Source organism: Zafaria cholistanensis, assembly GCF_008580665.1.
GTDB lineage: Bacteria > Actinomycetota > Actinomycetes > Actinomycetales > Micrococcaceae > Zafaria > Zafaria cholistanensis.
This window is the reverse complement of sequence record NZ_BKDJ01000017.1, coordinates 13533-31553: the sequence shown is the minus strand read 5'-3', so window position 1 is coordinate 31553 and position 18021 is coordinate 13533. Positions and strand designations below refer to the sequence as shown.

The following is an 18021-nucleotide window of genomic DNA, read 5'->3' as shown; positions in this document are numbered from 1 at the left end:
CGGCGCGTCAGTACTCGTCGACGTACTCGGTGGGGATGACCGGCTCGCCGCGGTGGAGGCCCCGGGCGACGCCGGGCATTTCCTGGATGCTGTCGCGGTGGCGCTGCGCGGCCCGCGCGACCCCCTCGGCGCCGGTCCAGCCCGGCAGCACCTGGCCGCCCCGGACGAACTCGCGCAGCAGCAGCCGGTCGTTGCCGTCGGCCAGCGGAATCTCCCCGACGCCGATCAGCTCAGCGGTCGCCCGGCCACGCTCGTTGAGCCGGCGCAGCGCGAACTTGCGCCCGCCCACGCTGCCCTTGCTCTTGGCCGTCTTCGCGACATCGACCCAGACGCCGTCGTTGTTGTGCCGGCTGACCAGCTTGTACACCATGGACGCGGTGGGGGCCCCGGACCCGGTCACCAGCGCGGTCCCGACGCCGTAGGCGTCCACCGGGGCGGACTGCAGGGCGGCGATCGCGTGCTCGTCCAGGTCGGAGGTCACCAGGATGCGGGTGTTCTCGTTGCCCAGGTCGTCCAGCAGCGCGCGCACCCAGCGTGCCTGCTCCACCAGGTCCCCGGAGTCCAGGCGCACCGCGCCCAGCTCCGGCCCGGCCACCTCGACGGCGGTACGCACTCCCTGTTCGACGTCGTAGGTGTCCACCAGCAGCGTGGTGTCGGCGCCGAAGGAGGCCACCTGGGCCTCGAACGCGGCGCGTTCGGAATCGTGCAGCAGCGTGAAGGCGTGCGCGGCGGTGCCGATGGTCCGTACCCCGTAGCGGAGCCCTGCCTCAAGGTTGGAGGTGCTGGCGAACCCGGCGATGATCGCCGCCCGGGCCGCGGCCACCGCGGATTCCTCGTGGGTGCGCCGCGAGCCCATCTCCACGCAGGGGCGGGAACCGGCCGCGGCACACATCCGCGACGCGGCCGAGGCGATCGCGGAGTCGTGGTTGAGCACGGACAGGATGAACGTCTCCAGTACGCACGCCTCGGCGAACGTCGACTCGACGACCAGCACGGGGGAGCCCGGAAAATAGATCTCGCCCTCCGCGTACCCGTGGATGTCCCCGGTGAACCGGAAGTCAGCCAGGTACTCCAGGGTCTGGCGGTCCACCACGTTGGCGCGCTCCAGGAACGCCAACTGCTCCGCGTCGAAGCGGAAGTGCTCCAGCCCCTCCAGGATCCGCCCGGTGCCGGCCACCACGCCGTAGCGCCGGCCCTCCGGCAGGCGGCGGGCAAACACCTCGAACACCGACCGGCGGTGCGCCGTCCCCGCCTGCAGGGACGCCTGGAGCATCGTCAGTTCGTAGTGGTCGGTGAAGAGCGAGGTGGGCTGCTGCCACATGGCGGGGGGACTCCTCGGGTCGGCGGTGCGTGCGGGGGCGGTGCGCGGGAAGACCGCGCGGCCCCGCATGACACTCTATCCGGGGTATCCGCGGGATCCGGCGCGGCCACGAAACCTCCGGCGGACGTAGAATGGAGGCATGCCAATTGTGACCGCGCGGACCGATGTCCTGCCCCGCCCGGAGACGGACGGGGCAACCCTGACCGAGACCCCGTACGTCCTGATCGTCTGGAACGACCCGGTCAACCTCATGAGTTACGTCAGCTTCGTCTTCCGCAGCCATTTCGGCTACAGCGAGGCCAAGGCGAACGCGCTGATGCTTGAGGTCCACCACCAGGGCCGCTCCGTGGTGTCCACGGGCACCCGCGAAAAGATCGAGGCCGACGTCGCCGCCATGCACGGCTACGGCCTGTGGGCCACCTTCCAGCGGGCGGACCAGGCCTGAACCGTGGCGAAGGCATTCAAGAACACCCGCCGCGGCATCACCTGCGAGCTGGACAAGGCCGAGCGCGACCTGCTGCGCGGCCTCTTCCAGGACATCGTCACCCTGCTTGAGCCCGAGCGCGATGCCGACGAGGACCCGCTCTGGGCACTCGTGGGCATGGACCCCAACGCCCACGCGGAGCACTTTCCGGTCCCGCGCGACCGCGCCGAGCTGCGCCTTCTGCCCGACGCCGTGAAGGGCGACGCCGATGCGTCCCTGGAGTTCCGCCGGCTCACCGAGCGCGGACTGCGCGAGCGCAAGATCGGGGGCCTGCGCGCCGCCGCGCTCGCCGTCGAAACCTCCCCGCTGCTGCTGTCCCCGGCGGCGGCGGCGCAGTTTGCCGCGGCCCTGAATGACGTGCGCCTGGTCCTGGCCGAACGGTTGGGCCTGGAGACCGAGGCCGATGCCGAGCGCATCCACGACATCGACGACTGGGGCCGCGCGGACACCGTGGAGGAGTACCTGGCGCTGGTCTACAACTTTGTCACCTGGCTGCAGGAATCCCTGATGCAGGCCCTGCTGCAGACCCTGTGACGGGCCCCGGGGCCCCGGCCCCGGCCGCTGCCGCCCCGGTGCAGGCGATGTACGGCGGGACCGCCGCGACGCAGTATTCTCGGTAGACCATGACTACTGCTTCCGGCCCGCGCCCCACCGCGGAGACGGCGACCTCGCCGCGTGCCGCGGCGCCCCTGGGGATCTTCGATTCCGGCGTCGGCGGCCTCACCGTCTCGCGCGCGATCATCGACCAGCTCCCCACCGAGTCCACGCTCTACGTCGGCGACACCGCCAACGGCCCCTACGGCCCGCTGCCGATCGCCGAAGTCCGGGCCAACGCCCTGGGCGTGATGGATGAACTCGTCGATGCCGGCGTAAAGCTGCTGGTGATCGCCTGCAATTCGGCCTCCGCGGCGGTGCTGCGCGACGCGCGCGAACGCTACACCGCCCGCTACGGCATCCCCGTGGTGGAAGTGATCCAGCCGGCGGTGCGCCGGGCAGTCGCCGCGACCCGCAACGGCAGGATCGGCGTGATCGGCACCGTCGCCACCGTCGGTTCGCGCGCCTACGACGACGCCTTTGCCGCCGCCCCCCACCTGGAGATCGCCTCCGCGGCCTGCCCCCGCTTCGTGGAGTTCGTCGAAAACGGCATCACCACCGGGCCGGAACTGCTGGAGACCGCCCAGGAGTACCTGGCTCCGCTGCGGCGCGCCGGAGTGGACACCCTGGTGCTGGGCTGCACCCACTACCCGCTGCTCACCGGCATCATCTCCTACGTCATGGGCGATGGCGTCACCCTGGTCTCCAGCGCCGAGGAGACGGCCAAGGACGTCTACGGAGCCCTGCTGCGCAACGGCCTGTCCCGCCCCGGCGGGACCCCGCCCACCCACCACTTCATGGCCACCGGCGACGCGGCCTCGTTCGAGGTCCTCGCCCGCCGCTTCCTGGGTCCCGAGGTGCTGGGGGTCGAACAGGTCGAGCACGTCTCGGCCCGCTATCCCACCGGGTCCCTGGCGCGCGTCACCCCTGAGATGATTGCCCGGGCCAAGGCCCGCAGCGGCGGTCCGCGACCCGCGGAACCGCCCTTCAGCCCGCGCTCGGACAGCGCCGCCAGCGTCCCGGGAGGACATGCATGAAGCTGACCATCATCGGCTGCACCGGATCGTTCCCGGGGCCCGGCTCGCCCGCCTCCTGCTACCTGGTCACCGCGCACGACGGCGAACGGCCCTGGCGGATCCTGCTGGACCTGGGCAGCGGCGCCCTGGGCGTCCTGCAGCGCTACGCCGACATCAAGGACCTGGACGGCATCTTCGTATCCCACCTGCATCCGGACCACTGCATGGACCTGTGCGGCCTGCACGTGGCCATCCACTGGGATCCCGCCGGGTGGGGCCGCGACCGGATGCTGGTGTGGGGCCCGGCCGCCACCGCCGACCGGATCGCCACCGCGTACGGGCTGCCCCTGGACCCCGGCATGCACGAGGACTTCGACTTCCAGTCCTGGACCCCGCGGGAGCCGGTCCGGATCGGTCCCTTCACCATCACCCCCTATCCGGTGCGCCACCCCATCGAGGAGGCCTACGCCCTGCGCGTGGAGGCGACCGAGCCGCTGGCCGACGGCAGCCTGCGCACCTCCGTGCTGGCCTACTCGGGAGACACGGACACCTGCGCGGAGCTGGTGGAAGCCGCCCGCGAGTCGGACATGTTCCTCTGCGAGGCCGCGTTCGAGGAGGGCCGCGACGACGCCATCGACGGCGTGCACCTGACCGGCAAGCGGGCCGGGCAGATGGCCGCCGAGGCTGCCGCGCGGCGCCTGCTGCTGACCCACATCCCCGTCTGGACGGACATCAACACCGTCGTCGACGAGGCCAAGGAGGCCTACGGGGGGTCGATCGCCGTGGCCGTCTCCGGAGTGACCTACGGCGTGTGGACCGGGGACCGGCTGGGCGACCCCAAGACCGGGTCGGTCCGGGCCATCCCCAACCCGCCGGGCACCTAGCATCTGCCGGCCCCGGCGCGCTCCTCCGGGGCCCTCGGCGCCCGGCGGTGCGGGCGCCTAGACTTAGCACCATGACTCAGCAATCCGTCCCTTCCTCCGCCGTGCGCGCCGACGGGCGCGCCCCCGACCAGTTGCGTCCCATCAGCATTACCCGCGGCTGGTCCTCCCAGGCCGAAGGCTCCGCGCTGATCGAGTTCGGCAACACCCGCGTGCTGTGCACCGCCTCCTTCACCGAGGGCGTGCCGCGCTGGCTCAAGGGCGAGGGCCGCGGCTGGGTGACCGCCGAATACGCGATGCTCCCGCGCGCCACCAACACCCGCTCCGACCGCGAGTCCGTCAAGGGCAAGGTGGGCGGGCGCACCCACGAAATCTCCCGCCTGATCGGCCGCTCGCTGCGCTCCATCATCGACACCAAGGCCTTGGGCGAAAACACGATCGTGCTGGACTGCGACGTGCTGCAGGCCGACGGCGGCACCCGCACGGCGGCGATCACCGGCGCCTACGTCGCCCTGGCCGAGTCGATCCGGTGGGCCCGCGGGAAGAAGATCGTCAAGGCCAACGCCCAGGTGCTCAAGGACACCGTCGCGGCCGTGAGCGTGGGCATCATCGACGGCGTCCCGATGCTGGACCTGCCCTACGTCGAGGACGTGCGCGCCGAGACCGACATGAACGTCGTCGTCACCGGCAGCGGCCAGTTCGTCGAGGTCCAGGGCACCGCCGAGGGCGCTCCCTTCGACCGCGACGAACTCGACGCACTGCTGGATTTGGCCCTGGCCGGGACCACGGAGCTGTCCCGCATCCAGCGCGAGACGCTGGCGGAGCCGGCATGAGCGGGAACCCGGTGCTGGTGCTGGCCACCCGCAACCAGGGCAAGCTGCGCGAGTTGCGCGACCTGCTGCGCGGACAGATCCCCGGCCTGGACGTGGACACCCAGGTCATCGACGCCGAATCCGCCGGCGCGCCGGACGTCGCCGAAACCGGCACGACCTTCGCGGAGAACTCGCTGCTGAAGGCGCGGGCCGTGGCGGAGGCCACCGGGCTGGTCGCCATCGCCGACGACTCCGGGCTGGCCGTGGACGTCCTGGGCGGCGCGCCCGGGATTTTCTCGGCCCGCTGGGCCGGAACCCACGGCAACGACGCCGCCAACCTGCAACTGCTGCTGGACCAGCTCTCCGACATCGGCGAGGAGCACCGCGGGGCGGCCTTTGTCTGCGCCGCCGCCCTGGCCGTGCCGGGAGGCACGGAGCACGTCGAATCCGCCCGCCTCGAAGGCACGCTGCTGACCGGTCCGCGCGGCAGCGGGGGCTTCGGCTACGACCCGATCCTGCGCCCGGCCGGCCTGGAGGTCAGCTGCGCCGAGCTCACCGCGGAAGAGAAGAACGCCATCAGCCACCGGGGCCAGGCGTTCCGGGCCCTGCTGCCGCACATCGTCGCGGCCCTGAAGGACGCGGCGCTGAAGGACGCGGTGCCGGACGACGCGGACGCCCGGCCCGACGCCGGATAGCCGGCATGAGTCGTTGGCCACACGCCCGGAAGCCGTGCGGCCAACGTCCGGCCGGGTAAGGCACACTGGATAGCGATGAATACGACGATCATGACGCAAGCTGCCCAGGACTCCGCCGCACCGGGCGGCTTCCTCACCGACCTCGCGGACTGGGCGGTGGGGCTGATGGAGTTCATTGGCGCCCCGGGCGCCGGGCTGGCGATCGCGTTGGAGAACCTGTTCCCGCCGCTGCCCTCCGAGGTGATCCTGCCGCTGGCCGGCTTCACCGCCAGCCGCGGCTCGTTCACGCTCTTCGAGGCGCTGCTGTGGACCACCCTGGGGTCGGTCTTCGGTGCCGTCGCCCTGTACTGGGTGGGCCGGGCGCTGGGCCGCGAGCGCACCCGGAAGCTGTTTTCCAAGCTGCCGCTGGTGGACATCACCGACGTGGACAAGGTGGAGTCCTGGTTCGACCGCCACGGGGCCAAGGCCGTGTTCTTCGGCCGCATGATCCCAATCTTCCGCAGCCTGATTTCCATCCCGGCCGGCGTCACGGCGATGCCCCAGTGGAAGTTCATCGGGCTGACCAGCCTGGGAAGCCTGATCTGGAACTCGGTCTTCGTCCTGGCCGGCTTCTACCTGGGCGAGAGCTGGCACCTGGTGGAAGACTACGTCGGCGTTTTCCAGAAGATCGTCATCATTGCCGTCGTGCTCTACCTGGCATTCTTCGTCTTCAACAAGATCCGCAAGGCCCGCGCCAAGCGCGCCGCCGGCGTTTCTCCCGAGTGAGTGCCGCGCAGATGGCGTACGACTTCACCGCGATCGACTTCGAGACCGCCAACGGGTTCCGCGGCTCCGCCTGCAGCGTCGGACTCACCCGGGTCCGCGGCGGGCGGATCGTGGAGGAGGGGTACTGGCTCATGCGCCCGCCGGAGGGCTATGACCACTTCGACCCGCGCAACGTGCAAATCCACGGCATCACCCCCGAGGCGGTCGCCGGGTCTCCGCGCTTCGGGGAGGTGTTCGGGGAGTTGGCCGGGTTCATCGGCACGGATACCCTGGTGGCCCACAACGCCGCCTTCGACCTGGGCGTGATCCGTTCGGCCCTTGAGGTCTCCGAGCTGTCCGGTCCCGCCTATGATTTCGCGTGCACCGTGAAGCTCTCCCGCAAGAGCTACTCGCTGCCCTCCTACTCGCTGCCGTTCGTGGCCGAAGCGGCGGGCTCGCCGCTGGAAAACCACCACGACGCCGGCGCCGACGCGCGTGCCTGCGCCGCGGTCATGATCGACCTGGGCCGCCGCCACGGGGGCGGGTCGGTGGCGGCCGTCGCCGCCGGGTTGGGCGTGGCCCTCGGCCACGCCCCCGCCTACACCCCCGGGGACCCCCTCTCCAAAGCCACCGCCGATGCGCAGGGCTGGCGCAGCGCCGGGCACCAGGTGCCGGCCCGCCAGGACTGGGCCCTGTGGCCGCAGGAGGGGGAAAACCCGGACCCGAATCCCGCGGCCGACCCGGCCCACCCGCTGTTCGGGGAGTTGGTGGTGTTCACCGGCAACCTCGCCATCAGCCGCCAGGACGCCAAAAACCGGGCGGCCCACGCGGGGGCCCGCACGGCCAGCCGCGTCACCCGCTCCACCACGGTCCTGGTGGTCGGGGACGGCTTCGCCGCAGCCGACCTGCGCACGGGAAGGCTGACATCCAAGGCCCAGCGCGTGCTGCGCATGCAGGAGGCCGGGACGCCGATCTCCATCCTTTCCGAGGGCGAATTCCTCCAGATGGTCGGAGGATCCTGGCCCCAGGGAAGCTAGCCGCGGGGAAGCTGGCCGCAGGGAAGCAAGCGGCACCCCGCCAGTAACCCCCCCGCCTGCCCCGCCGCGCCTTCCACCCTTTTGGCCCGGCCCCGGCCCTCCCTCGCAGGCAAGGACCGGGGCCGGGCCCGGTGACACCTCAATAACGCCGCAATAACGCGCGGCTAACACCCCCTATCGTCCAATGGCCGTGGAGCATTCGCACACGTTGGGTTAAGGCACGTGCGGCCACCTGCGGTCCGCACTGTTGGGGGAAGGGGACTGCCATGACCGCACGGCATGAGGTAATCAGTTGCGCCCTGCCACGGGCAGCGCGGATCGGGGCCAGGGCATGAGCGCGCCGGCGGAGCGCCGGGGCCAGCACCGTTCGGCCACGTGGACAGCCACACCGGGCACGGGGTCCAAGGGCGGGGGGCGGCACCGGCTGGCCCAGCCGCTGGATGCCCTCCGCGTACCGGCCGGCGTGCTGCTGGCGGGCACGCCGGCGGGGGTGCGGTGGCGTCCGGGACAGCGGCTGGAGGGATTGTTCGAGGACCGGTGCGACGCCCTGGCCGCCGCGGGCCACGCGGACCGGCTGGCGGTGGACGGCCGGGAGATGTCCCTGACCTACGCACAGCTCGATGCCCGGGCCAACCAGCTGGCCCGCTACCTCATTGCCCGGGGCGTGCGTCCCGGGGACCGGCTGGCCCTGCTGTTCGACCAGCCGGTGCGCTCCTACGTCGCCCTGCTGGCCGTACTCAAGGCCCGCGCCGCCTTCGTGCCGCTGGACGTAGGGTTCCCCGAGGACCGGCTGGCCTACATCATTGGCGATGCCGGCGTCGGCTTTGTCCTCACGCTCTCCGCGCAGCGCGAGCGGGTCGAGCGCACCGGGGCGGTGGTGGTCTGCCTCGACGAGGAGGACGCGCTGGTCGCCGGCCAGGAGGCGGGCCGGCTGGAATCCGGGGAGCTCGGTGAACCGGCCGGCGACCTCGCCTACATCATCTACACCTCCGGTTCCACCGGCCGGCCCAAGGGCGTCGCCGTCGAGCACCCGAGCATCTGCAACTTCGTGCAGGTCGCCGCGGAGACCTATGGCTACGTCCCCGAGGACCGCGTCTACCAGGGCATGACAATCGCCTTCGACTTCTCGATGGAGGAAATCTGGGTGCCCTGGATGGTCGGGGCCACCCTGGTCCCCAAGCCCGGGGGCACCAGCCTGCTGGGCATGGAACTGGGCCAGTTCATCCGGGAACGCGGCATCACCGCGATGTGCTGCGTTCCCACCCTGCTGGCCACCCTGGACGAGGACCTGCCGCAACTGCGCTTCCTGCTGGTCTCCGGCGAGGCGTGCCCGCGGGACCTGGTGGCGCGCTGGCACCGCCCGGGGCGGCGTTTCCTCAACGTCTACGGCCCCACCGAGGCCACCGTCACCGCGACCTGGGACGAGGTGCACCCCGACAAGCCGGTGACCCTGGGCACTCCACTGCCCACCTACACCGCGGTGATCCTGGACCCCGACGCGCCCCGCGCCCTGGCCCCGGGCGAGACGGGCGAGATTGGCGTGGCCGGGATCGGCCTGGCCCGCGGCTACGTCAACCGGGACGACCTGACCGCCCGGGCCTTCATCCCCGACTTCCTCGGCATCCCCGACAACCCTTCGGGGCGCATCTACCGCACCGGGGACCTGGGACGCTTCACCGCCGAGGGCACCATCGAATACCTGGGCCGGATCGACACCCAGGTCAAGATCCGCGGCTACCGCATCGAACTGACCGAGATCGAATCGGTGCTCCTGCAGCACCCGGGCATCGCCCAGGCCGTGGTGGACACCTACACCCCGGCCCCCGGTGCCGTTGAACTGGTTGCCTACTACAGCCTGCGCCACGGCGTGAGCGAGGTGGACGTGCGCGAGCTCCAGGAGCGGCTGCGCGAGCGCCTGCCCGCCTACATGGTGCCGGCCTACCTGGAACAGCTGGACAAGATCCCGATGCTTCCCAGCGACAAGGCCGACCGCAAGAACCTGCCCGCACCCACAAGGGCCCGCATCACCGGCGGCGACGGCGGGGAGTTCACCACCGCGGCCACCCCGACCGAGGAACTGCTCGCCCGGTGCCTGGGGTCGGTGCTGGGCGTGGAGAAGGTCTCCACGACGGCGCACTTCTTCAACGACTTGGGGGCCAACTCGCTGCTGATGGCAAACTTCTCGGCGGGCCTGCGGAAATCCGGCTTCACGTTCCCGCCGGCCATGCGCGACATCTACCAGAATCCGGACATCCGCCGCCTGGCCGCGGTGCTGGATCAACGTGCGGGCGAGGAGTCCGCGGAACAGGTGGAAGCCGCGGCGGAGCCGGTGTACAAGGCCCCGACCGCGCAGTACGTGCTGTGCGGAGCCCTGCAGCTGCTGATCGCGGCCGCCTATGGCTACGCCATGGTCTCCATCGTGATTGCGGCCTTCTTCTGGATCATCGATGATCCCTACCCCGTGACGGTCATCCAAAAGTCCATCGTGTTCGGCGTCGGCGCCTTCCTGGTGTTCAGCATCCTCCCCATCCTGCTCAAATGGATCCTCGTTGGGCGCTGGAAGGAACAGGAGTTCCCGATCTGGGGGCTGGCCTACATCCGCTTCTGGTTCGTCAAGAACCTCGTGAACCTCAACCCCCTGCGGATGTTTGTGGGTACCCCGGTCTACTCGCTGTACCTGCGGGCCCTGGGCGCGAAGATCGGCAAGGGCGTCACCATCTTCTCCGCAGTGCCGGTGTGCACGGACCTGCTCACCGTTGGAAACTGGACCATAGCGGAAAAGGACGCCTTCTTCAGCTGCTACCGGGCCCGCGGCGGACGGATCCAAACGGGCCCGGTCACGCTGGGCAGCAACGTCCTCATCCGCGAACGCACCTTCCTGGACATCCACACGTCCATGGGCGACGACGCCCAACTGGGGCATGCCTCCGCGCTGCACCGGGGCCAGTCGGTGCCGGCCGGGCAGTCCTGGCACGGCTCGCCGGCCCAGCCCGCCACGGCCAACTACCGGACGGTGGAACCGGTGGCGGAGGGAGCAATGCGCCGGCGGGTGCTGTACAGCCTCTGGACGGTTTTCACCCGGTTTGCGATCGTGCTGCCCCTGGGGATGAGCGCGGTGGCGCTCACCCTGCCGCCGTTCCTGGCGACCGGCCTGCTGACCGCGACCAGGTGGCCCCTATACCTCGAGCTCCTGGGCATTTCCGTGGCGGTGTTCTTTCCCGGAATCATGGCCGGCCTGCTTGCGGTGGCCCTCATTCCCCGCCTGCTGAACCTCTTCCTGGCCCCCGGGCAGGTCTACCCGCTGTTCGGCATCCGCTTTGTGGTCCAGCGGTGGATCCAGGGCCTGACCAACAACAGGTTCTTCATGCAGGTTTCGGGCGACAGCTCCCTGGTGGTCCACTACCTGCGGCTGCTGGGCTACCACCAGCCCGGACTGGTGCAGACCGGATCGAACTTCGGCACCGGGCTCGCACAGGACAATCCGCTGCTGTCCACCGTGGGCAGCGGAACGATGGTCTCGGACGGGCTGTCCATCATCAACACCGACTACTCCAGCACCTCCTTCCGGGCCGCCCACGTATCGATCGGCGCGCGCAGCTACTACGGAAACGAGATCGCCTACCCGCCCGGTGGCCGCACCGGAGACAACTGCCTCTTTGGGACCAAGGTCATGGTTCCCATCGACGGGCCGCTGCGGGAAAACACCGGGCTGCTGGGGTCCCCACCCTTCGAGATTCCGCGTTCGGTGGAACGCGACAGCACCTTCGACGAGATGAAGACCGAAGAGGAACTGCGCGAGCGCCTGCCGCTGAAGAACCGGCACAACGGCGTGACGCTGGCCCTTTTCTTCCTCGTCCGCTGGTTCAACTTCTACGTGGCCCTGGTGGTCGGGGCACTGACACTGGGCCTGCTCTTCCAGTTCGGGGCCTTCGCGGTGATGGCATCGGCAGTGTTCCTGCTGTTCTACCGCATTGCCGTCAGCGCTTTTGTGGAACATGCCAGCCAGGGCTTCCGGAGGCTGGTTCCGCTGTTCTGCTCCATCTACCAGGAGCCCTTCTGGCGGCACGAACGCTTCTGGAAACTCAGCGCCCCCGACGGAGTGGAACAGCTGTTCAACGGCACCCCGTTCAAACCGCTCCTTCTGCGCCTGCTCGGCGTCAGGGTCGGAAAGCAGCTCTTTGACGACGGCGTGGTCATACCGGAGAAGACCCTGGTGACCATTGGCGACTACTGCACCATCAACGCCCAAAGCTGCATCCAGTGCCACTCCATGGAGGACGGAGCCTTCAAGCTCGATGGCACCACGATCGGGAACGAATGCACCCTGGGCACCGGAAGCTTTGTCCACTACAGCGTGGCCATGGGCGACGGTGCCGTCCTGGAGACCGATTCCTTCCTCATGAAGGGGGAGGAAGTGCCGGCCAACGTCCTGTATGGCGGCAACCCGGCCCGGCAGATAGCGGACCGCTCGGGCCGCCGGCAGGTGGGCGCGGCACCAAAATAGGGAGCGCGATCGTCCCCGCGCCGGGCCGCCCCGGCCCCCCTCGGATCCGCTGCGACCGACTCGGATCCGCTGCGACCGACTCGGATCCGAAGCGACTCCGGGGACACGGCCGGCCCGCCAGGACTTCTCCCTTGAAGGCTACCCAGAGGAAGGTTCCACCATGTATGACCAAACGCCCCGGTCCGACATTTCTCCCGCAACGGATCCGCACGACGGCAAGGCGCCGGAGAGCCTACCCCCGGAGGGCGGCACTCCCGAGGGAACCGTTCCGGCACCCCGGGGAATCGTCCAGGACCTCCAGTCCCGGTACCCGGGACTGGCCGGCCACGACTACGCCGAGGGCGCGCCGCCGCCGATGGGGCTGGCCCTCACTGCCCTGGTCATCGGCATTGTCTCCTTCCTGGAGGCTTCCGTTCCGGTGATTGGCCTTTTCAGCTTCCTGGCGGGCCCCCTGGCCATCGTTTTCGGCGTGGTGGCCCTGCGGAAGAAGCAGAAGAAGGCCATGGCCATCGCCGGTATTGTGCTGGGAGCCGCAGGCATGGTGATTGCGGGAATTGTCACGGTGATGGTCGCCTACTTCGCGAACCAGGTCGTCGGGACGCACACCGTGCGCTACGTGGTGACGTCGGATGAGCCGGCAGTCGTGGCGTACTTCAACGGATCCGAGACGGTGGAGGAGGAAATCACCGGCGACTGGCAAAAGGACGTGTCCTTCACGGGACTGCCGTACGCGGCCGTCTCCGTCGAATCCACCGGCACCGCGACCCTGGGCTGCGAAGTATCCATGGACGGGTCTTCCGCTTCCACGAATACCGGGACCGGGCAGGTCTCCTGCGTGACGGGGAATATGCAGTTCTGGCAAAAGATGCCGGGGCAGCAGTAGTCGGGCAGCCGTCCCCGGCTTGGATGTACCCCTGGCTTGTAACCCCTGGCCTATGCCCCTGGTCCGGTGCCACCGGGCCGGGGCCTTTGGCAGGCGGGTGCTCCGGCCCGCGCGGGCGGGCTGGAGCGGGGGAGTGGGGGGGCGGAAATATACGGCCGGACCGCCGATTTGTACATAGTCGCCGATGTCTGTATAGTTTTGTCTTGCCGACGCGGGGTGGAGCAGTTCGGTAGCTCGCCGGGCTCATAACCCGGAGGTCAGAGGTTCAAATCCTCTCCCCGCAACGAGAGCAAGGCCGGTCAGGAGTAATCCTGACCGGCCTTGCGCGTTTTCCGCCCCAAGAGGGCGCTCGCGCGCGGCGGCGGAAGCGGCCCTCCGGAGGCAAGGGGCGTTAGGCTCCGCCGCCGAGTGCCGGGGAGCCGCCGGACTTAAGCGCGGCCAGGCGGGCCTCGATCTCCGTCTGCTCGCCCAGGTCCTCCAGTGACTCGAACTGGGCGTCGAGGCTGGATGCGGCCAGTTCGCTGGCACCGCGCACGCGGGCTTCCTCGTGGCGGATCTTCTCCTCGAATCGGGAGACCTCGCTGGTGGGGTCCATGATGTCGATGCTCTTGATGGCATCCTGGACCTGGGCCTGGGCGTGGGCCGCTTTGGCGCGGGCGATCAGCTCGTCCCGCTTGGCGACCAGTTCCTGGCGCTTGAACTTCATGGCCTGGAGGCCGCTCTTGAGCTTGGCGACGATCTCCTCCTGGGAGGCGATCGTCGGCTCGGCGGCCCTGGCCTCTTTTTCGGCCTGCAACTGGCGCTGGATGGCGACCTTGGCGAGGTTGTCGAACTTCTCCGCATCGGCCGTGGAACCGGCCGCGCGGAACTCGTCGGCCTTGCGGGAGGCGGCCAGGGCCTTGTTGCCCCAGTCCGCGGCGGTTTGGATGTCCTCCGCGTGGTCTTCCTGCAGGAGGCGCAGGTTGCCGATCGTTTGGGCCACGGCGGCTTCGGCCTCCGCGATGTTGTTCGTGTAGTCGCGAACCATCTGGTCCAGCATCAGCTGCGGGTCCTCGGCCGAGTCGATGATGGCGTTGATGTTGGCCTTGGCCAGCTGAGCGATGCGCCCAAAGATTGATTGCTTCACCACGGGGTCACCTTCCGGTTTGTCTTCGGTTGCCACTTGCCTTTGATTGACTGCCCGTGCGCCGGCCCGGGGGCCGGCGCAACGCCTGTTTTCCGCCCCGCTCCGGCATCTGCCGGAGCGGGGCTCAGAAGTTTCCGCCGCCCCCTCCGCCGTCGAATCCTCCGCCGCCGAAGCCTCCCCCGCCGCCAAAGCCGCCGAAGCCGCCCCCGCCGAAGAGGCCGCCGCCGTCCCCGTGCCCATCCCCGTGGCCACCGTGCAGGATCGAGTCGATGAGGATCCCGCCCAGGATGGCGCCGCTGAGCCCTCCTCCGAAGCCTCCGCCGCCAAAGCCCCCACCGCCAAAGCCGCCGCCACCGCGGCCGCCGAAGCCGTTGACGTCGTTCTCCGCCTCTGCGGCCGCCTGGTCGGCCAGGTAGATGGCCTGGTGGGCATAGTGGAGCGAGGCGACCGGGTCGCTGGAGGAGAGCCGCAGCGCCTCCTCGAGGTTCCGCTGCGCCTCGGCCAGGCGGGTGCGCGCGCGCGATCCGACGCCCCCGCGCCGCGTGCGGATGAAGTCATTGGTGCCCTGGATGCGCGCCTGCGCCGAACGGATCGCCGAGTGCAGCTGCTCCGCGGCAAGGCGCGCCTGTTCCTGCCGGTCGCGGACGCCGGCCAGCGGCGCCTCAATGCGGGCCCGGGCCTGCTCCACGGTGCGCAGCAGCTCCCCGGGGTCGATCCGGCCCGTCCGCATCCGCGCGCCCACCTCCTCAAGGGCCCGGGACAGGGCGGCGGCCGGGCCGGCCAGCTCCGGGTTCCGCCCGCCGGCGACCAGTGCCTGCGCCTGGGCGAGGTCCTGCGCCGCCGCGGACACGGCTTCCTCCAAGGCCTCCCGCGTGTCCGCCAGGCCGCCGCCGGCCCGGTCAATCGCGTCCAGCAGGACTCCGGCCTGGTGCAGGCCCTCCTCCCCGGCGCGGATGGCGACGGCGGCCTCGGGGCTCTGCTGCGCCTCCAGCTTGGCTTGGGCCTCGGCCACGGCGGTCCCGACGAAGTCCAGGCGCGCGGTGGCCTGGGCGATGTTGTCGCGGACCTGGGCCAGCGCCGACTCGGCGTATTCCTTCGCCAGGGCCGCCAGCGTGCCCTCGGCGGTGGCCAGCCGGGACCGCAGCGCGGGAACCTGGCCCTTGAGCGAGGCGATCGCTTCCGGAGCCCGTCGCTCCAGCTTGCGCAGTTGCTCGAAGTCCGCGCGGTGCCGCTCAAGGCTCTCGTTGACGGCTTCGCAGCGGCGGATGATGTCCCCCAGCCAGGTACGCTGCTGCTCCTCGGTGTCCGGAATGTGGTCGTCGAGCTGCTGCTGCAACCTGAAGGACTCGCTCATGTGCGCCTTGGCGGCGGCAAGGTCCTCGGAGAAGGGACGGATGGCCTCGTCGCCATACTGGGCCTGGGCGAAGCCCAGCTCCTGCTCGCTGGAACGGATGGCGTCGTCGGCCGCAACGAGCAGGCTTCCGCTGCGCTGGCGCAGTTCCTCCACGGAGAGCCCTGCGAGCGGGTCAGGCGGCTCCGAGGGCCCGGGCCCGTATCCGGGCTCGGGCCTGTAGTCAGGGCCGTACCCGGCCGGGATCCCGGCCGGGACCGGTTGCCGGGCGCGCCGCCGGCTCAGTGCCCAGGCGGCGGCGCCGCCGGCGGCCAGGACCCCGCCGATGATCCAGGGTGCAGCGGTTCCGGAGGATCCGGAGGGCCCGGATCCGGACCTGCCGGAGAGGCTGCCGTCGGCGGCATCCTCGATGCCGGCGGCCGCACGCACGCCGGCCTCCGCCCACCGGTTCTCGACGAGGCTGGGGAGGATGTACCGGCGGTAGATCTGCTCGTCCAGGGGCGCAATCCGGCCGGCGTTGTCCGACTTGAACCGGGCCTGGCGGGTTTCGACGGCCACCGCCAGCACCGAGTCCGTGCTGCCCATGCCCTTGGTTTCGGCCACTTCCTCGACCCAGGCGTCCATGTCGCTGGGATTGGTGAAGCTGTCCACGTAGATGACGAAGAGCGTCTGGCCCGCGCTCTCGCGCAGGTTCTTGATGGCCTGCTCCACTTCGCCCCGGTCCGGACCCAGGACCCCGGCCTGGTCGACCACGAATTCGCCGGGGGGAATGGTGACGGGGGAATCCGCAGCCGCGGCCGGGGCGAAGACGACGGCGGGCGCAAGGACCAGGGCAACCGCCGCCGCCCGCCAGGGCAGGGACCTCCGCCGTGCCGTAGCCTGCCTCGGGACTGTGGATAGCATGCGTCATCCTTCGGGATCGTGGACGGCCCGCGCCGGCTGGCCCGCGCGGGGCTGTCGGTCATGAGTCTAGGGGCGCCCCCGGGGCGAGTCCACCGCTGCGGCCTTGCGGAAGCAGGCTCCCGGCAGTTCCATCGGATACTCGGCGGGCCCACAGCAAACGTTCAGGAAATGCTGGCGCTCGGCACAGCCTGACTTGGCATAGTAGCGTTGCGAGGAACCCCAGAAAGGACCCCACAGCCATGAGCGAGACCAACGGCACCACCCCCACCGGCGCCGATTCCGGCCCTGCCGTGCCGCCGCGCCCGGACACCCCGCCCTTGGGCCCCGGCGCGCCCCAGCCGCCGTATTCCTCATGGAACGCCACCGCCCCGATCCCCACCGGGGGCGCCGCCTTTGGCTACCCGTCCCCCCACGCGCCCGCACCCAAGAAGCAGCCGCGCAGGTTCGGCGCCCCCGTGCTGATCGGCGGCATGCTGGCAGCGGCCCTGGTGGGTGGCGGGACGGCGGTGGCCACCGGGTATGCGGTCAACGCCTCCGGTCCCGCCGGCCTCACCGCGGTCTCCGGCCAGCCGGTAGTGATCAACAACCCCGAGAACGTGACCGCGGTGACCGCGGCCGCCGCCAAGGCCTCCCCGAGCGTGGTGACGATCGAGGTCAGCGGCGGCAATGCTTCCGGCTCCGGCTCCGGCATCATCCTGGACGCCGCCGGCCACATCCTCACCAACACCCATGTGGTGACGCTGGGGGGAGAGGTGGCCAACCCGGCCATTGCGGTGCGCACCAGCGACGGGCAGGTCCACGATGCGAAGGTTGTCGGCACCGACCCGCTCTCCGACCTGGCGGTCATCAAAATCGACGCCGCCAACCTGACCGCGGCCACGTTGGGCAGCTCCTCCTCCCTGAACGTCGGCGATACCGCGATCGCCATCGGTGCTCCGCTGGGCCTGAGCGGAACCGTCACCGACGGCATTGTCTCCACCCTGAACCGGACCATCAGCATCGCCTCCTCGGCGGTGCCGGACGCTCCCGCCGAGGGGTCGCAGGACAGCAGCGACGACGAGTTCAATTTCCAGTTCCCCGGCCAGCAGGAGGCCCCCTCCGGCCAGGGCTCGATCGCGGTCAACGTCATCCAGACCGACGCCGCGATCAACCAGGGCAACTCCGGCGGTGCGCTGGTGGACGTCAACGGCGACATCATCGGGGTGAACGTGGCCATCGCCTCGGCCTCCTCCGGCTCCACCGCCTCCGGGGACAGCGGCAACATCGGCGTGGGCTTCGCCGTCCCGATCGACTACGCCAAGCGCATCGCCAACGACCTGGTGGCCCACGGCACCGCCACCCATGGGCTGCTCGGCGTCACGGTCCAGGCCAAGGCGGCCGATACCGCCTCCGGCAGCACCTCCTTCAGCGTCGGCGCCGAGGTGCGCAGCGTGAGCGGGGGATCGCCCGCGGAGAAGGCCGGCCTGAAACAGGGGGACATCATCACCGGAGTGGGCGACCGCAGCGTGGAGGACAGCCTGTCCCTGACCGCCGTCATCCGCGAATATGCGGCCGGCAGCCAGGCTAAGGTGCACTTCACCCGCGACGGGCAGCCGCAAAGCGTCGATGTGACGGTTGCCGAAGTCACGGAGTAGCCCTTTCCGGGAGGGTCCGGCGCGGGCGATAGCATG

14 protein-coding genes and 1 tRNA gene are annotated in these 18021 nt (G+C 70.2%); 12 read left to right on the top strand and 3 right to left on the bottom strand.

Features of this window, described 5'->3' with window-relative positions; translation table 11 throughout:
• Window positions 1–7 precede the first annotated feature (7 nt).
• A complete protein-coding gene (locus NCCP_RS13230) occupies window positions 8–1321 on the bottom strand; it encodes a nicotinate phosphoribosyltransferase (protein WP_149957755.1) in 1314 nt (437 codons plus the stop codon).
• Window positions 1322–1460: 139 nt separating this feature from the next.
• Between NCCP_RS13230 and clpS the strand changes: the two genes are divergently transcribed.
• The 11 genes from clpS (at window position 1461) to NCCP_RS13175 (ending at window position 13255) form a co-directional block, all read left to right on the top strand.
• Window positions 1461–1766, top strand: a complete 306-nt coding sequence (gene clpS / locus NCCP_RS13225; RefSeq protein ID WP_149957754.1) for an ATP-dependent Clp protease adapter ClpS — start codon at window positions 1461–1463, stop codon at window positions 1764–1766.
• A gap of 3 nt (window positions 1767–1769) precedes the next feature.
• On the top strand, window positions 1770–2339 hold the full coding sequence (locus NCCP_RS13220; RefSeq protein ID WP_149957753.1) for a DUF2017 domain-containing protein: 570 nt from the start codon (window positions 1770–1772) through the stop codon (window positions 2337–2339).
• Window positions 2340–2428: 89 nt separating this feature from the next.
• On the top strand, window positions 2429–3436 hold the full coding sequence (gene murI / locus NCCP_RS13215; protein WP_149957752.1) for a glutamate racemase: 1008 nt from the start codon (window positions 2429–2431) through the stop codon (window positions 3434–3436).
• Window positions 3433–4299, top strand: a complete 867-nt coding sequence (locus NCCP_RS13210) for an MBL fold metallo-hydrolase (RefSeq protein ID WP_149957751.1) — start codon at window positions 3433–3435, stop codon at window positions 4297–4299. The genes murI and NCCP_RS13210 overlap by 4 nt, the downstream gene beginning before the upstream one ends.
• A 71-nt stretch (window positions 4300–4370) precedes the next feature.
• Window positions 4371–5129, top strand: coding sequence for a ribonuclease PH (gene rph, locus NCCP_RS13205; RefSeq protein WP_149957750.1), 759 nt, complete (start codon window positions 4371–4373; stop codon window positions 5127–5129).
• Window positions 5126–5803: an RdgB/HAM1 family non-canonical purine NTP pyrophosphatase gene (gene rdgB / locus NCCP_RS13200; RefSeq protein ID WP_149957749.1), complete on the top strand. Its 678-nt coding sequence runs from the start codon at window positions 5126–5128 to the stop codon at window positions 5801–5803. The genes rph and rdgB overlap by 4 nt, the downstream gene beginning before the upstream one ends.
• Window positions 5804–5878: 75 nt before the next feature.
• Complete coding sequence (locus NCCP_RS13195; RefSeq protein WP_149957748.1) at window positions 5879–6568, top strand: DedA family protein; 690 nt, start codon at window positions 5879–5881, stop codon at window positions 6566–6568.
• An 11-nt stretch (window positions 6569–6579) separates the two neighbouring features.
• Window positions 6580–7584 carry a 3'-5' exonuclease gene (locus NCCP_RS13190; protein WP_149957785.1) on the top strand — a complete coding sequence of 335 codons (1005 nt, stop codon included), beginning with the start codon at window positions 6580–6582 and terminating at the stop codon, window positions 7582–7584.
• 331 nt (window positions 7585–7915) lie between these two features.
• Window positions 7916–12088, top strand: a complete 4173-nt coding sequence (locus NCCP_RS13185) for a Pls/PosA family non-ribosomal peptide synthetase (protein ID WP_225873832.1) — start codon at window positions 7916–7918, stop codon at window positions 12086–12088.
• A gap of 160 nt (window positions 12089–12248) precedes the next feature.
• Window positions 12249–12971 (top strand): hypothetical protein, encoded by a 723-nt coding sequence (locus NCCP_RS13180; protein WP_149957747.1) that lies wholly within the window; start codon window positions 12249–12251, stop codon window positions 12969–12971.
• A 210-nt stretch (window positions 12972–13181) separates the two neighbouring features.
• Window positions 13182–13255, top strand: a tRNA-Met gene (locus NCCP_RS13175).
• A gap of 107 nt (window positions 13256–13362) precedes the next feature.
• Here the strand turns inward: NCCP_RS13175 and NCCP_RS13170 are convergent.
• Together NCCP_RS13170 and NCCP_RS13165 are read right to left on the bottom strand one after the other, a co-directional pair.
• Complete coding sequence (locus tag NCCP_RS13170) at window positions 13363–14100, bottom strand: PspA/IM30 family protein (RefSeq protein ID WP_149957746.1); 738 nt, start codon at window positions 14098–14100, stop codon at window positions 13363–13365.
• A gap of 121 nt (window positions 14101–14221) precedes the next feature.
• Window positions 14222–16351 (bottom strand): TPM domain-containing protein, encoded by a 2130-nt coding sequence (locus tag NCCP_RS13165; protein WP_149957745.1) that lies wholly within the window; start codon window positions 16349–16351, stop codon window positions 14222–14224.
• 239 nt (window positions 16352–16590) lie between these two features.
• Here NCCP_RS13165 and NCCP_RS13160 point away from each other — a divergent pair, with 239 nt between their 5' ends.
• Complete coding sequence (locus NCCP_RS13160; protein ID WP_149957744.1) at window positions 16591–17985, top strand: S1C family serine protease; 1395 nt, start codon at window positions 16591–16593, stop codon at window positions 17983–17985.
• Window positions 17986–18021 lie beyond the last annotated feature (36 nt).

Excerpts from the sequence above, each read along its gene's own strand:
- NCCP_RS13230 (WP_149957755.1), bottom strand. The coding sequence starts at position 1,321 with ATGTGGCAGCAGCCCACCTCGCTCTTCACCGACCACTACGAACTGACG.
- clpS (WP_149957754.1), top strand. The coding sequence starts at position 1,461 with ATGCCAATTGTGACCGCGCGGACCGATGTCCTGCCCCGCCCGGAGACG.
- murI (WP_149957752.1), top strand. The coding sequence starts at position 2,429 with ATGACTACTGCTTCCGGCCCGCGCCCCACCGCGGAGACGGCGACCTCG.
- NCCP_RS13210 (WP_149957751.1), top strand. The coding sequence starts at position 3,433 with ATGAAGCTGACCATCATCGGCTGCACCGGATCGTTCCCGGGGCCCGGC.
- rph (WP_149957750.1), top strand. The coding sequence starts at position 4,371 with ATGACTCAGCAATCCGTCCCTTCCTCCGCCGTGCGCGCCGACGGGCGC.
- rdgB (WP_149957749.1), top strand. The coding sequence starts at position 5,126 with ATGAGCGGGAACCCGGTGCTGGTGCTGGCCACCCGCAACCAGGGCAAG.
- NCCP_RS13195 (WP_149957748.1), top strand. The coding sequence starts at position 5,879 with ATGAATACGACGATCATGACGCAAGCTGCCCAGGACTCCGCCGCACCG.
- NCCP_RS13190 (WP_149957785.1), top strand. The coding sequence starts at position 6,580 with ATGGCGTACGACTTCACCGCGATCGACTTCGAGACCGCCAACGGGTTC.
- NCCP_RS13185 (WP_225873832.1), top strand. The coding sequence starts at position 7,916 with ATGAGCGCGCCGGCGGAGCGCCGGGGCCAGCACCGTTCGGCCACGTGG.
- NCCP_RS13180 (WP_149957747.1), top strand. The coding sequence starts at position 12,249 with ATGTATGACCAAACGCCCCGGTCCGACATTTCTCCCGCAACGGATCCG.
- NCCP_RS13165 (WP_149957745.1), bottom strand. The coding sequence starts at position 16,351 with ATGCTATCCACAGTCCCGAGGCAGGCTACGGCACGGCGGAGGTCCCTG.
- NCCP_RS13160 (WP_149957744.1), top strand. The coding sequence starts at position 16,591 with ATGAGCGAGACCAACGGCACCACCCCCACCGGCGCCGATTCCGGCCCT.